This is a genomic window from Bacillus sp. M13(2017), from assembly GCF_002218325.1.
Taxonomy (GTDB): Bacteria; Bacillota; Bacilli; order Bacillales; family Bacillaceae_G; genus Bacillus_A; species Bacillus_A thuringiensis_K.
Window position 1 is genome coordinate 277,528 of record NZ_KZ268500.1, and the last position, 12,879, is coordinate 290,406.

Here is a 12,879-nt window from a genome sequence, read left to right on the forward strand (position 1 = left end):
CTAGTAATTGCTAACGGACAACACCGTTATGTTGAACTTGAGCAATTAACAATTATGTTAATTGGAACAAGGGTGGAACCACGAATTCAACACTCGTCCCTTTTTACGGGATGAGTGTTTTTTATTTTGAGAAAAAGAGGAGTGACCAGTGATGGCAGATGTAGTTAAAATTACTTTCCCTGATGGAGCTGTGAAGGAGTTTCCAAAAGGCGTAACAACTGAAGAAATCGCAGCTTCTATTAGCCCAGGCTTAAAGAAAAAAGCTGTAGCTGGAAAATTAAATGATGAGATGATCGATCTTGTTACACCAATCGAAGAAGATGGTGCAGTTTCTATCATTACATTAGATTCTGAAGATGGCCTATATATTTTACGCCATTCAACAGCCCACCTTTTAGCACAAGCGTTAAAACGTTTATATAAAGATGTTAAGGTTGAGCTTGGCATTGGTCCAGTAATTGAAAATGGCTTCTACTACGATATTGATATGGAAGAAGCAATTACAGTTGAAGACTTCAAGAAAATCGAAAAAGAAATGCAAAAAATCGTGAACGAGAACTTAGAAATCGTTCGTCATGAAGTACCACGTGCAGAAGCAATTCGTCGCTTTGAAGAAATCGGCGATGAGTTAAAATTAGATTTAATTAACGATCTTCCAGAAGATGCAGTTATTTCAATCTATGAGCAAGGCGAATTCTTCGACCTTTGTCGTGGTGTTCACCTTCCATCTACAGGAAAAATTAAAGTGTTTAAATTATTAAGCGTTGCAGGTGCTTACTGGCGCGGCGATAGCAATAATAAAATGCTACAACGTATTTACGGTACTGCATTCGTTAAGAAAGCAGAATTAGATGAGCACTTACGTATGCTTGAAGAAGCGAAAGAGCGCGATCACCGTAAATTAGGTAAAGAATTAAAACTATTTACTAATAGCCAAAAAGTAGGACAAGGTTTACCACTTTGGTTACCAAAAGGTGCAACAATCCGCCGCATTATCGAGCGTTACATCGTTGATAAAGAAGCAAGCTTAGGCTATGATCACGTATATACTCCAGTACTAGGAAGCAGAGAGCTTTATGAAACTTCTGGTCACTGGAACCACTACCGTGATGGCATGTTCCCATCAATGGAAATGGATAACGAAGAATTAGTTCTTCGTCCAATGAACTGTCCTCATCATATGATGGTTTATAAAAATGATATTCACAGCTACCGTGAATTACCAATCCGTATTGCAGAACTTGGAACAATGCACCGTTATGAAATGTCAGGTGCGTTATCTGGATTGCAACGTGTACGCGGAATGACTTTAAACGATGCGCACATTTTCGTTCGTCCAGATCAAATTAAAGAAGAGTTAAAACGTGTTGTAAACTTAACTCTAGAAGTGTACAAAGATTTCGGTTTAGAGAACTACTCATTCCGTCTATCTTACCGCGACCCAGCAGATACTAAAAAGTATTATGCGGATGATGAGATGTGGGAAAAAGCACAAGGTATGTTAAAAGAAGCTATGGATGAAATGGGTCTTGATTACTATGAAGCTGAAGGTGAAGCGGCATTCTACGGTCCAAAACTTGATGTTCAAGTTCGTACTGCTCTTGGAAAAGACGAAACACTTTCAACTGTACAATTAGACTTCTTACTTCCAGAACGCTTTGAATTATCATACGTTGGTGAAGACGGTAAACAACATCGTCCAGTTGTAATTCACCGTGGTGTTGTATCAACTATGGAACGTTTTGTAGCCTTCTTAATTGAAGAATACAAAGGTGCATTCCCAACATGGTTAGCTCCAGTTCAAGTACAAGTAATTCCAGTTTCTCCGCAAGTACATTTAGACTATGCGAAGAAAGTACAAGACGAATTGCGTCGTGCTGGTATCCGTGTTGAATTAGACACTCGTGAAGAGAAGATCGGTTACAAAATCCGTGAAGCACAAATGCAAAAAATTCCGTACATGCTTGTAGTAGGTGACAATGAAGTAACTGAAAACGGCGTAAACGTACGTAAATATGGTGAACAAAAATCAGAAACAATCGCATTAGATGCTTTTGTTGACATGATTAAAGTAGAAGGAAAACGATAAGAAAAAGCCGCGGTATACCGCGGCTTTTTTATGTAATATACTTGAGAAAAATTAGAAAAAATAACCATGTAACACTTATCATAAAAAAGTATTGCAAGTATGTTAGTTGTTTGTTACAATGTTTCTTGTTGTTAGTAAAACACATCGCGTCTTCTTGACAGACGTCATGTCCTATGATAAACTCATCAAGGATAATAGAATATTGTTTTGTGGAACAAGTAGAAGCACCCGCTTCTCACCTGATGGACGCATTCGCAGTTAACAGGTAAATGTATTTCTTACTTAAGATTTTACAAGTGTGGGTGTCGTATGCCCGCACTTTTTTTGTTCGGGTTCTATGACTACAAAATATGTTCTGAGAAAACCTTGGAGGTGGCTTACTATTAGCAAGGATATGATGATTAACGAGCAAATTCGTGCACGTGAAGTACGTTTAGTTGGCGCAAATGGCGATCAACTTGGAATCAAGTCTCGTAATGACGCTTTAGACTTAGCTGCAAATCTTAATCTTGATTTAGTATTAGTTGCTCCAAATGCGAAACCGCCAGTATGCCGCATTATGGACTACGGTAAATTCCGCTTTGAGCAACAGAAGAAAGAAAAAGAGCAGCGCAAAAATCAAAAAGTAATTAGCATGAAAGAAGTTCGTTTAAGTCCAACAATTGATGAACACGACTTTAACACAAAACTTCGTAATGCTATCAAGTTTTTAGAGAAAGGCGACAAGGTTAAAGCGTCAATTCGCTTTAAAGGACGTGCCATTACTCATAAAGAAATCGGTCAACGTGTTTTAGATCGCTTCTCAGAAGCTTGTGCTGAAGTTAGTACAGTTGAATCTAAGCCTAAAATGGAAGGACGCAGTATGTTCTTAGTTTTAGCACCGAAAAACGATAAGTAATAGATAGAGGAGGAAATACCTATGCCTAAACAAAAAACTCATCGCGGCGCTGCAAAGCGTTTCAAAAAGACTGGATCAGGTAAACTGAAACGTTCTCACGCTTACACAAGCCATTTATTCGCTAACAAATCTACAAAAGCTAAACGTAAACTACGTAAAGCTGGTGTAGTAAGCGCTGGTGACTTCAAACGCATTCGTCAAATGCTTGACAACTTAAAATAAGTTCGGCTGATATATAGAACAATTAGGAGGTAATATTATGCCAAGAGTAAAAGGTGGTACAGTTACTCGTCAACGTCGTAAAAAAGTAATTAAATTAGCAAAAGGTTACTACGGTTCAAAAAATACATTATTCAAGGTTGCTAACCAACAGGTTATGAAATCTCTAATGTATGCATTCCGTGACCGCCGTCAAAAGAAACGTGACTTCCGTAAATTATGGATTACACGTATCAACGCAGCAGCTCGTATGAATGGTCTTTCTTACAGCCGCTTAATGCACGGTCTTAAAAATGCTGGCATCGAAGTTAACCGCAAGATGCTTGCTGACTTAGCTGTTCATGACGAAAAAGCTTTCGCTGAATTAGCAACAGTTGCAAAAAACAACATTAACTAATTAATTAGTTGAAACCTTAGAAGAATTTTCTTCTAAGGTTTTTTTATTTGTATTCAAATAGAAGTTAGAAGTGAAAGAAATTCTAAAGATTAACGGCTATGTCGTTATCAATATGACAAAATCAATATAAAAGTTATAGCAGTATAGAAGAATATACATATGAAGTCAGGAGAATACTCCTGGCTTTTTTCAATTCTGCTCGTTTGGAAAGAAGAGTATCTTTCCTAGCCGAAACGACACTGCTATAATGGAAAGATGATATGGAACTTTCATCAGATGAACAATTTAAGAGTGATGACTGAAACGTATTTGTAAATTAAGGACAAGCTATTTTATAAAGAGGTAGATAGCTGACTTATTCATAAGAACTGAAACATAATAATGAACTTTGAGATGAAACAACATTGTTGCGTAAAATGCGATGTTGGAGGAGGACAATAGAATGGACTTACTACAACTATTTAAATTACAAAAAGAATTAGATGACCGTATTGCAAAAGAACATGACTTACAACCGAAAAAATTGTTAAAAGAAAAAATGTTAGCTCTTCTTGTAGAAATTGGAGAACTTGCAAATGAAACACGTTGTTTTAAATATTGGAGCAACAAACCAGCTTCGGAACGTGAAGTAATATTAGAAGAATACGTAGATGGTTTGCATTTTATTTTATCAATCGGCATTGATTTAGGTATTGATAAAAACTTCCTATTCTATAAATGTGCACAAACGAATAAAACACAAGTGGAAATTTTCTTAGACACATATGCGAAAGTAATTCGTTTTACAGATCAACCATCTATTACAAACTATATTGAATTATTTACGAGCTACCTTCGACTCGGACAAGCACTTGAATTTGAGCAAGAAGAGATTGAAAAAGCATATTTAGATAAAAATGAAGTAAATCATCAGCGTCAAACACAAGGATACTAATTTAATTTTTGAATATTTCAATTTAATTATTGTATAATGAATTGACTGAAGAAAAAGGAGGGTGTTGGCAATGACAAAATTAGACGCGACATTGACAATGCTAAAAGAATTAACGGATGCACGTGGTATTGCTGGTAACGAACGTGAACCACGTGAAGTAATGAAGAAATATATCGAGCCGTTTGCGGACGAACTTTCTACTGATAATTTAGGGAGTTTAGTTGCGAAAAAAGTAGGGGAAGAAAACGGCCCGAAAATTATGGTTGCAGGTCATTTAGATGAAGTTGGATTTATGATTACACAAATCGATGACAAAGGTTTCCTTCGCTTCCAAACGGTTGGTGGCTGGTGGTCACAAGTTATGCTTGCGCAACGCGTGACGATTGTAACGCGTAAAGGAGATGTAACAGGTGTAATTGGTTCAAAACCACCGCACATCTTACCTCCAGAAGCTCGTAAAAAGCCAGTTGAAATTAAAGACATGTTCATCGATATCGGTGCTTCTAGCCAAGAAGAAGCGATGGAGTGGGGCGTACGACCAGGAGATCAAGTTGTACCTTACTTTGAATTCCAAGTGATGAAGAATGAAAAAATGTTACTTGCAAAAGCATGGGATAACCGAATCGGTTGTGCAATTGCAATTGACGTATTAAAACAATTAAAAGATGAAAAGCATCCAAACGTTGTATACGGCGTTGGAACTGTACAAGAAGAAGTCGGTCTTCGTGGCGCAAAAACATCTGCGAATTATATTAAACCAGATATCGCGTTCGCAGTAGATGTTGGTATCGCTGGAGATACACCGGGTGTAACGTCAAAAGAAGCGCAAAGTAAAATGGGCGATGGACCACAAATCATTTTATATGATGCTTCTGTTATTGGACATACAGGTTTACGTGATTTCGTAGTTGATGTTGCTGATGAATTACAAATCCCGTATCAATATGATTCGGTAGCGGGCGGAGGAACGGATGCGGGTGCGATTCACATTGCTATAAATGGTATTCCTTCTATGGCAATTACAATTGCAACGCGCTATATCCATTCTCATGCGGCAATGTTACACCGTGATGATTATGAAAATGCAGTGAAGTTAATTGTAGAAGTTATTAAACGTCTTGATAAAGAGGCTGTACATAACATTACATTTAATTAATAGAAAAAGCGAAGGAGATTCTCCTTCGCTTTTTTATGTTTTAAAAAGGCCGTTCTAATCCTGCTGCAGTATGAGCGCCTAAAATAATTAAACGAGTTAATTGCATCGCCATAAAATGCGGAGTATATATCATTCCTCTTTTTAACCATGACATAATCATTCCGATGTGAGCCCCTGTCACATAACTAATCAAAATATCACGAGGAACCATAAGATCTTCATCATCTGGTTGTGAAATAGACAAGCTTAATGTTAAATGCACTTGTATTGTTTTCATCATTTTATAAGAGTAGTTTCCGGCAGCTTTATCCCCAAGCATAACGTTATAAAAGTTTACATTTTCTGCGATATGTTCGAATAAAGCCAAAAATGTAGGGTGAGGTGAATCGAATGTAAGTTGAAAATCTTCTTTATTTCTATTTTTCGGTTTAATTACTTCTGCTAGCTTCTCTAACATTTCTTCAATACTTTTGTCTAATAGGTCATATTTATCATGGTAATGGCTATAAAATGTAGCGCGATTTACAGGAGCGCGTTCTGCAATATGTTGAACAGTTACATTTTCAAAGCCTTTTTCGCCTACTAAAGCGACAAAAGCATCCTGAATGAGTTGTCTCGTTCGCTTTACACGTGGATCATTTGTATTTTTAATAGACATTTTTCTTCTCCTCGTTTAATTTTCTATACTTAAACAACATATTGGTATTATATTGTTGTTTAAGCGACATTTCATACGTAAATTGTCGGTTGTAGATTCAAAATAATTATTTATAATTATAAACGATAGTCCTTCAGAAATCAGCACCGCTCGCAGGTAGATAAATTTCGATTTATGCTGCAGATGGTGTGATTTTTTTGTTAAAAGGTTAATATAATTAACAATTAAACAATCTAAACAATAAGGACATAAATAGTTTAGAAAAAAATTATATGCGATATAAGGAGAGGAATGCAATGAATCAGTTTCGAAGAATGGTAATTATCAACATTATCACATTAATTGTACTAGTTGGCGGCGGTATTGGCGGTTATTACTATTACAACCAAACGGAAAATTACTTAAAAACAGACAATGCAAAGATTGATGGAAAGGTAATTCCGGTTGCTTCACCAGTGGCAGGTAAACTAACTGACTGGAAAGCTGAAGTAGGAAAAAATTATAATGAGAACGATAAACTAGGTACTGTTACTGTAGCGGCAGCTAATGGAGAACAAACAGTAGATGTAACAATTCCACAAAATGCAACGGTTGTACAATCAAACGCAACAACAAATGCTTTCGTTGGAGCTGGTAGCCCGATTGCTTACGCATTCGATATGAACAATTTATGGGTAACAGCAAACATTGAAGAAACAGATGTTGATGATGTTCAAAAAGGTCAAGATGTAGATGTGTATGTAGATGCATACCCAGATACAACGTTAACAGGAAAAGTAGAACAAGTTGGCTTAACAACAGCGAATACATTCTCTATGTTGCCATCAAGCAACGCAACAGCGAACTATACGAAAGTAACACAAGTAGTACCAGTTAAAATTTCTTTAGACCATAGCAAATCAGTAAATATTGTTCCTGGCATGAATGTGACAGTTCGTATTCATAAGTAAGGGGGAGATGAGATGTCCTCAATTGTAATTGCAGGATATGCACTATTTTGTATAATCGTCTTCTTCCTTGTAAATCGTCTTTTACGAAAGAAAAAAACGAAAATGGGAGAAGAACAAGTCCCAACCGTAAGTAAAATAGAAGTAAGTAAAGTTGAAACAGAAGAGAAAGAAATTGAACGAAAGCAAGAATCGGAAATTTCTAATGTAGTTGAGTTAGAAACAGGAAAGCAAGAAGAAGGAAAGCAAGAAGAAGTAAAACAAGAAAAAGAAGTGCCGAAAAAACAAATGTCTACGCCTGTAGAGAATGTGAATGTAAAAGCAGTTGTAGCTGTATTAATTCTCGGCATGTTCGTTTCTATTTTAAACCAAACAATCATTAACGTTGCATTACCTCCGTTAATGAATGAATTTAACGTATCAACTTCAACAGCACAATGGTTAATTACAGGCTTCATGCTTGTAAATGGTATTTTAGTACCGATTAGTGCCTTTTTAGTTTCACGATTTACGTATCGTAAATTATTCGTAGCCGCAATGTTATTCTTTACGGTAGGATCTATCATTTGTGCTACTTCAGGAAACTTTACAATGATGATGACAGGCCGTGTAATTCAAGCAGTTGGTGCGGGTATTTTAATGCCGGTTGGTATGAATATCTTCATGACATTATTCCCGCCTCATAAACGCGGAGCAGCGATGGGGTTACTAGGTGTAGCAATGATTTTAGCACCAGCTATCGGACCAACTGTAACAGGTTGGGTGATTGAAAATTATAGCTGGAATGTAATGTTCTATGCGATGTTTATTATCGGTTTAATTATTACGTTCCTATCTTTAAAATTCTTTACACTAGCTCAGCCAGTGTCTAAAACGAAATTAGATATATTCGGTGTGGTTAGTTCAAGTATTGGACTAGGAAGCTTATTGTACGGATTTAGTGAAGCTGGAAATAATAGTTGGACTAGTGCAGAAGTCATTATTTCACTTGTTATCGGTGTAATTGGTTTAGCGTTATTTATTTGGAGAGAGTTAACAACGGACAATAAAATGCTTGATTTACAAGTATTTAAATATCCAGTATTTACTTTTACTTTAGTAATTAACGCAATCGTAACGATGGCACTATTTGGAGGTATGTTATTACTTCCAGTATATCTGCAAAACATTCGTGGCTTTACGCCAATTGAATCTGGTTTACTACTTCTTCCAGGATCATTAATTATGGGAATCATGGGACCAGTAGCGGGTAAATTATTCGATAAATATGGCATTCGTCCATTAGCGATAATTGGATTGGCAATTACGACGTATGCGACATATGAATTTACAAAATTATCGATGGATACACCGTATAGCGTTATTATGACGGATTATATTATACGTTCAATTGGTATGTCATTCATTATGATGCCAATTATGACAGCTGGTATGAACGCACTGCCGATGAAATTAATTTCTCACGGTACAGCAACGCAAAATACGTCAAGACAAGTAGCAGGTTCAATCGGAACAGCGATTTTAATCACACTTATGACGCAACAAACAACTGCTCACGTAGCAGATTACGGCAATATGTTAACAACATCCAACCCAATTTTAGTTGATAAAGTACACGGCATGGGCCAAAGCTTAGCGGCCTTAGCTGGATCGGCTCAAGCAGGAGATGCGATGAGCACACAACTATTATATGGACAAATTTCAAAGCTATCTGCAATTAACGGTATTAACGATGCCTTCTTAATCGCAACGATACTAGCAGGTATCGCTTGGGTGTTATCGTTCTTCTTACAATCAGGCAATAAACCAAATAGAAAAGCAGGGAATTAATTTCCCTGCTTTTTTGTGCTTTTTTATGCAGTAACATATAAAAGATGATAACCAGTTATGGAGCACAGCCCTGTTATAAACAAAATCGTCCCCATAGAACAAATACTCGATATTTGCCTGCCGCTTATAATAGCTAATAGTCCAGCTAAAGAGAACAGGCACCAATATAAAGTTCCCGAAATTGGAACCACCTCCTCTAAATCTATTCCAGAACCTATACAAACGATAGGAACAACGATAAGCGATATGCTAATGAAACCAGCAATAATTAAAAAAATACCAATGCTGAATTGGCATAACATTAAAGTAAGAGCTAAAATCATCCAAGTTAATATTCCGAACACTTCTGTATTACCTGCGATTTGTGGGTTTCGAAAAAAGTTATATATAGAATCAATCACCTACAGACATGAGTACCCAGAAGATAACCCCTAATATTCCAATGGTAAAAATAATGAATCCCATATTACGTATACTTTTAATTTTTGCTTGGAATCCACGTATCCCTGCTAATAATCCAGTTAAAGAGAATAGGGCCCAGTAAAGAGCAGTTGGAATGGGGAAGATTGTATCCATATTAATTCCTATACTTAAAAAAACAAAAGGTAGTGTGACAAAGGATAGGCTAAGTAGCCCCATTAAACCAACGAGTAATTTCCGATATTTAATTCCTGTTACTATTAAAAAAATACCACCAGCAATCCCGCATAGTAAGAGAAGTGGCGTGAAAAGCATCCAAATAACACTGAACATATGTAAACTCCTTTATATGAATTAAGTTATATTTTACTACATGAGGTTTATTTTGGATGTTATTAATAAATATGTATAAATTGATAGAGATGAGAAGTGATCATACGAATTAATAAAAGAGGTATCGTGAGGATACCTCTTTCTAATTCAAGAATGCCAACAAATTATTCATAATATGAAATAACATAGCTGGAATAATGGATTTTGTTTTTTTACATAAAATAGCCATTAATAATCCCATGAAGAAAGTAATGACCATTACGCCAAGTGAGTATGTATGAGCGATACCGAAGAAGAAGCTTGTTATAATCGCTGCAATCCAAAATGGAAAGCGTTCTGAGAAAAAGCGAAGTATAAAGCCACGGAAAATAAGCTCTTCAAAAATTGGTGTGAGTATTGCAAAGCCGAGAAGTAATAATATTTGATACTGCTTAAAGACATCTAAGTTTAGTGCGGAAGATTGCTGTTTTGTTGCGTCTTGGAACACATAATTTAACAAGATGTAATTGAGTAAAATGTTTATAGCGAAGAAAAGAAGTAAGTATACGTATGTACGCCATTCTCTCAGTGCTTTAAAGTTAAATGATTGTAGTAGTAATTTTTTTGCGGGTTCGAATTTAAAAATGAAGAATAACAACACGGCTAGCTGTAATACAATACTTGCAGTATTTACGATAGATTCATACAGGGCAATTTGTTTTTTATCTGTAAGACCAGCTGTATAAATTGTTAAGGGCATTGCGAGGAACACAGTAATAAGTCCGGTTCCGAAAAAAGCGAATACAACGGAGCTAATAAATTGTCCCCATGACATAGAGTATTTCTGTTCATTAGAAAGTTGTGTAGCGGGTTGCATATGTAGAATCACCTCTTTATATTTGTATATTTAATTATAAGGCATTTTGTTTTCAGGCGTAATATTTAAATATTACATATAAAGGTGTATTTTCCACAAAATAATAAAAGAGGTATCACCCTGTAGTGATGCCTCTTTCTCATTGATAACTATGTTCTGTCTTGTTATTCAATTTTGCTTGCTCTATTTGCAATTCACGCTCTACCAATCGATCTAATTGCTGAATTGCTTTAAGTGCTTTTTCATAAGAAATTGTTCGATAATGATGCGCTCCGCCCGGTTCTTCATCTGCTTCATCTGCCCATTTAATAATATTTTGAAGAGATGTTCTTTCAATTTCTTGTTCCACTAAGAAAGAATCTGTATGAAGAAGAATTGCAATAGAAATTTCTTTTGCTAGTTTTGGATGTTCTCCTAATCTAATAAGTAATTTATGTGCTCTTTCAGCGCCTTTAATTGCATGGATATCATTCTTTTTATATAAGTCATAATCCCATTCGCCGCCTGTGTACCACGTATGATGTCCGATATCATGAAGGAAGCCAGCTTTTGTGGCAGCATCGACTGAGGCGTGATGCTTTTTGGCTAGGTGAAACGCATGGTAAGCGACAGCGATCGCGTGGACCATTCCAGAACGGTTTACGTATTTTTGTGTAATGTGGTGTTTAAAAATTTGTTCAAGCGTAATACGGTGCATAAAACATTCACTCCTTTTATCTTATGGTGTATATGAAGAAAAATCGATCGGTTTAAATGTATTTTGAACATTGTACTCCATCATAGTTCGTTAGTAAAGTAGAAATGTTTAGGAGAAGAAAAAAATTTTCCGCAAAAAAATCACCTTAGCTGATGCAAAGGTGATTTTCAAATTGCTTATTTTTTTAATCCTTGCTCTAGTGTTTCTAACATTTCGTGCTTTTCATTTTCATCAGCGTTTTTCCAAATGACTTCAAATAAAACGCCAAGACCTGGAAGCATTTTTTCTTCACCGCTTTGAATTGCATCGACGATTGTTTCTTGTAATTGATCTTGTGAATTTCCAGATACATTCGCTAATACGGCACCGCGTAAATTAAAACTCATTGCTTTCACCTCTTCTTCAGAATTGAAACTGACGTTAGTTTTTGTTCTTTTTTATGTAAATATGTATGAAAAATAGGCTATAATGATAAGACAAGAAGAGAGGGAAATACATATTATGAAAAACATTGATTCAGTACAAAATCCGCGTGTAAAGCAGTGGAAAAAGCTGCAAACGAAAAAAGAACGCGATAAAAAAGGTTTATTTTTTGTAGAAGGATTCCACTTAGTCGAGGAAGCTTTGAAGACAGGGATTGTAACAGAACTTATCGTTTCAGATCAGACAGACCTTCCGAAAGATTGGACAGTTAATGATGTGGAAATGTATATCGTACCTGAGGCGATTGTAAAAATACTTCGTGAAACAGAAACGACGCAAGGTGTATTTGCTGTTTGTGAGAAGCATGAGAAAGAAGTAGCTCTTACTGATGGGAAATTCCTTTTATTAGATGGCCTGCAAGACCCAGGTAATTTAGGAACAATTATTCGTACAGCTGATGCAGCTGGTATTCACGCCGTTGTGCTTGGAGAAGGTTGTGTTGATGTTTACAATAGTAAAGTACTCCGCTCTACACAAGGCTCTATTTTCCACTTGCCAATTGTAAAAGGGAACTTAGAAGAATGGGTAGACAAGTTAAAAGAAAATAACGTTCCTGTATATGGAACAGCTCTTGAAAATGGAGTTCCGTATGGTGAAGTAACGCCGGCTGGCAGTTTTGCATTAATTGTAGGAAATGAAGGGAACGGCGTACGCCAAGAAATTCTTGCAAAAACGGATCAAAACTTGTATATTCCGATTTACGGCGGGGCAGAATCATTAAATGTTGCGGTTGCAGCAGGGATTTTAACGTATTATTTGCAAAGCCCGGTTGCGAACAAATAAAAAACTTCTTATAATAAGTTGAAGTACATTATATTAAAAGTTAAATAACGAAAAACGTTGATAGAGAAGAGTAACTTACAAAATCGCCATATAGGGAGAGAGTGCCGTAGACTGAAAGCATTCTTATGGTAGACGGAAGTGAATTCACCTCTGGAGTTGACGCCAGGACCATGTATATG

At 36.3% G+C, this 12,879-nt stretch carries 15 protein-coding genes and 3 other annotated features (2 of these 18 cut by a window edge); of the genes, 9 read left to right on the top strand and 6 right to left on the bottom strand.

Features of this window, described 5'->3' with window-relative positions:
* Window positions 1–104: a binding site (T-box leader), on the top strand; it begins 125 nt to the left of the window's first position.
* Between the two features lie 47 nt (window positions 105–151).
* The 6 genes from thrS (at window position 152) to CGQ22_RS01720 (ending at window position 5,693) form a co-directional block, all read left to right on the top strand.
* On the top strand, window positions 152–2,089 hold the full coding sequence (gene thrS / locus CGQ22_RS01695) for a threonine--tRNA ligase (protein WP_000786083.1): 1,938 nt from the start codon (window positions 152–154) through the stop codon (window positions 2,087–2,089).
* Between the two features lie 210 nt (window positions 2,090–2,299).
* Window positions 2,300–2,420: a sequence feature (ribosomal protein L20 leader region), on the top strand.
* A gap of 63 nt (window positions 2,421–2,483) precedes the next feature.
* Complete coding sequence (gene infC, locus CGQ22_RS01700) at window positions 2,484–2,987, top strand: translation initiation factor IF-3 (RefSeq protein WP_000973215.1); 504 nt, start codon at window positions 2,484–2,486, stop codon at window positions 2,985–2,987.
* A gap of 21 nt (window positions 2,988–3,008) precedes the next feature.
* Window positions 3,009–3,209 (top strand): 50S ribosomal protein L35, encoded by a 201-nt coding sequence (gene rpmI, locus CGQ22_RS01705; protein ID WP_001125945.1) that lies wholly within the window; start codon window positions 3,009–3,011, stop codon window positions 3,207–3,209.
* Window positions 3,210–3,246: 37 nt separating this feature from the next.
* The gene (gene rplT / locus CGQ22_RS01710) at window positions 3,247–3,603 is read left to right on the top strand and encodes a 50S ribosomal protein L20 (protein ID WP_001138362.1); all 357 of its coding nucleotides are present in this window, start codon (window positions 3,247–3,249) and stop codon (window positions 3,601–3,603) included.
* A gap of 442 nt (window positions 3,604–4,045) precedes the next feature.
* Entirely contained in the window at window positions 4,046–4,537 is a 492-nt protein-coding gene (locus CGQ22_RS01715) for a dUTP diphosphatase (protein ID WP_000365050.1), read from the top strand.
* A 70-nt stretch (window positions 4,538–4,607) separates the two neighbouring features.
* On the top strand, window positions 4,608–5,693 hold the full coding sequence (locus tag CGQ22_RS01720; protein WP_000163552.1) for a M42 family metallopeptidase: 1,086 nt from the start codon (window positions 4,608–4,610) through the stop codon (window positions 5,691–5,693).
* Window positions 5,694–5,733: 40 nt separating this feature from the next.
* On the opposite strand, the gene CGQ22_RS01725 is transcribed toward CGQ22_RS01720, so the two are convergent.
* Entirely contained in the window at window positions 5,734–6,351 is a 618-nt protein-coding gene (locus CGQ22_RS01725; RefSeq protein ID WP_000023661.1) for a TetR/AcrR family transcriptional regulator, read from the bottom strand.
* 296 nt (window positions 6,352–6,647) lie between these two features.
* Between CGQ22_RS01725 and CGQ22_RS01730 the strand changes: the two genes are divergently transcribed.
* A complete protein-coding gene (locus tag CGQ22_RS01730; protein WP_001071419.1) occupies window positions 6,648–7,301 on the top strand; it encodes an HlyD family secretion protein in 654 nt (217 codons plus the stop codon).
* A 12-nt stretch (window positions 7,302–7,313) separates the two neighbouring features.
* Window positions 7,314–9,128, top strand: a complete 1,815-nt coding sequence (locus CGQ22_RS01735) for a DHA2 family efflux MFS transporter permease subunit (protein WP_000095301.1) — start codon at window positions 7,314–7,316, stop codon at window positions 9,126–9,128.
* A 23-nt stretch (window positions 9,129–9,151) separates the two neighbouring features.
* Here the strand turns inward: CGQ22_RS01735 and CGQ22_RS01740 are convergent, their stop codons facing one another.
* The 5 genes from CGQ22_RS01740 to sspI all read right to left on the bottom strand — a co-directional run bounded on the left by CGQ22_RS01740 (window position 9,152) and on the right by sspI (window position 11,820).
* Window positions 9,152–9,472 (bottom strand): hypothetical protein, encoded by a 321-nt coding sequence (locus CGQ22_RS01740; RefSeq protein WP_033673112.1) that lies wholly within the window; start codon window positions 9,470–9,472, stop codon window positions 9,152–9,154.
* Between the two features lie 49 nt (window positions 9,473–9,521).
* A complete protein-coding gene (locus CGQ22_RS01745; RefSeq protein WP_089148234.1) occupies window positions 9,522–9,881 on the bottom strand; it encodes a DNA-binding protein in 360 nt (119 codons plus the stop codon).
* A gap of 142 nt (window positions 9,882–10,023) precedes the next feature.
* A complete protein-coding gene (locus CGQ22_RS01750) occupies window positions 10,024–10,737 on the bottom strand; it encodes a CPBP family intramembrane glutamic endopeptidase (RefSeq protein ID WP_001182122.1) in 714 nt (237 codons plus the stop codon).
* 139 nt (window positions 10,738–10,876) lie between these two features.
* Complete coding sequence (locus CGQ22_RS01755; protein ID WP_000554786.1) at window positions 10,877–11,434, bottom strand: HD domain-containing protein; 558 nt, start codon at window positions 11,432–11,434, stop codon at window positions 10,877–10,879.
* Between the two features lie 176 nt (window positions 11,435–11,610).
* Window positions 11,611–11,820: a small acid-soluble spore protein SspI gene (gene sspI / locus CGQ22_RS01760; RefSeq protein ID WP_000009509.1), complete on the bottom strand. Its 210-nt coding sequence runs from the start codon at window positions 11,818–11,820 to the stop codon at window positions 11,611–11,613.
* An 82-nt stretch (window positions 11,821–11,902) separates the two neighbouring features.
* Here sspI and CGQ22_RS01765 point away from each other — a divergent pair, with 82 nt between their 5' ends.
* Complete coding sequence (locus CGQ22_RS01765) at window positions 11,903–12,700, top strand: TrmH family RNA methyltransferase (RefSeq protein WP_002026395.1); 798 nt, start codon at window positions 11,903–11,905, stop codon at window positions 12,698–12,700.
* 48 nt (window positions 12,701–12,748) lie between these two features.
* Window positions 12,749–12,879: a binding site (T-box leader), on the top strand (it continues 98 nt past the right edge of the window).

Bases quoted from the DNA above. Each gene is read 5' to 3' on its own strand.
- thrS (WP_000786083.1), top strand. From the start codon at position 152: ATGGCAGATGTAGTTAAAATTACTTTCCCTGATGGAGCTGTGAAGGAG.
- infC (WP_000973215.1), top strand. From the start codon at position 2,484: ATGATGATTAACGAGCAAATTCGTGCACGTGAAGTACGTTTAGTTGGC.
- rpmI (WP_001125945.1), top strand. From the start codon at position 3,009: ATGCCTAAACAAAAAACTCATCGCGGCGCTGCAAAGCGTTTCAAAAAG.
- rplT (WP_001138362.1), top strand. From the start codon at position 3,247: ATGCCAAGAGTAAAAGGTGGTACAGTTACTCGTCAACGTCGTAAAAAA.
- CGQ22_RS01715 (WP_000365050.1), top strand. From the start codon at position 4,046: ATGGACTTACTACAACTATTTAAATTACAAAAAGAATTAGATGACCGT.
- CGQ22_RS01720 (WP_000163552.1), top strand. From the start codon at position 4,608: ATGACAAAATTAGACGCGACATTGACAATGCTAAAAGAATTAACGGAT.
- CGQ22_RS01725 (WP_000023661.1), bottom strand. From the start codon at position 6,351: ATGTCTATTAAAAATACAAATGATCCACGTGTAAAGCGAACGAGACAA.
- CGQ22_RS01730 (WP_001071419.1), top strand. From the start codon at position 6,648: ATGAATCAGTTTCGAAGAATGGTAATTATCAACATTATCACATTAATT.
- CGQ22_RS01735 (WP_000095301.1), top strand. From the start codon at position 7,314: ATGTCCTCAATTGTAATTGCAGGATATGCACTATTTTGTATAATCGTC.
- CGQ22_RS01745 (WP_089148234.1), bottom strand. From the start codon at position 9,881: ATGTTCAGTGTTATTTGGATGCTTTTCACGCCACTTCTCTTACTATGC.
- CGQ22_RS01750 (WP_001182122.1), bottom strand. From the start codon at position 10,737: ATGCAACCCGCTACACAACTTTCTAATGAACAGAAATACTCTATGTCA.
- CGQ22_RS01755 (WP_000554786.1), bottom strand. From the start codon at position 11,434: ATGCACCGTATTACGCTTGAACAAATTTTTAAACACCACATTACACAA.
- sspI (WP_000009509.1), bottom strand. From the start codon at position 11,820: ATGAGTTTTAATTTACGCGGTGCCGTATTAGCGAATGTATCTGGAAAT.
- CGQ22_RS01765 (WP_002026395.1), top strand. From the start codon at position 11,903: ATGATAAGACAAGAAGAGAGGGAAATACATATTATGAAAAACATTGAT.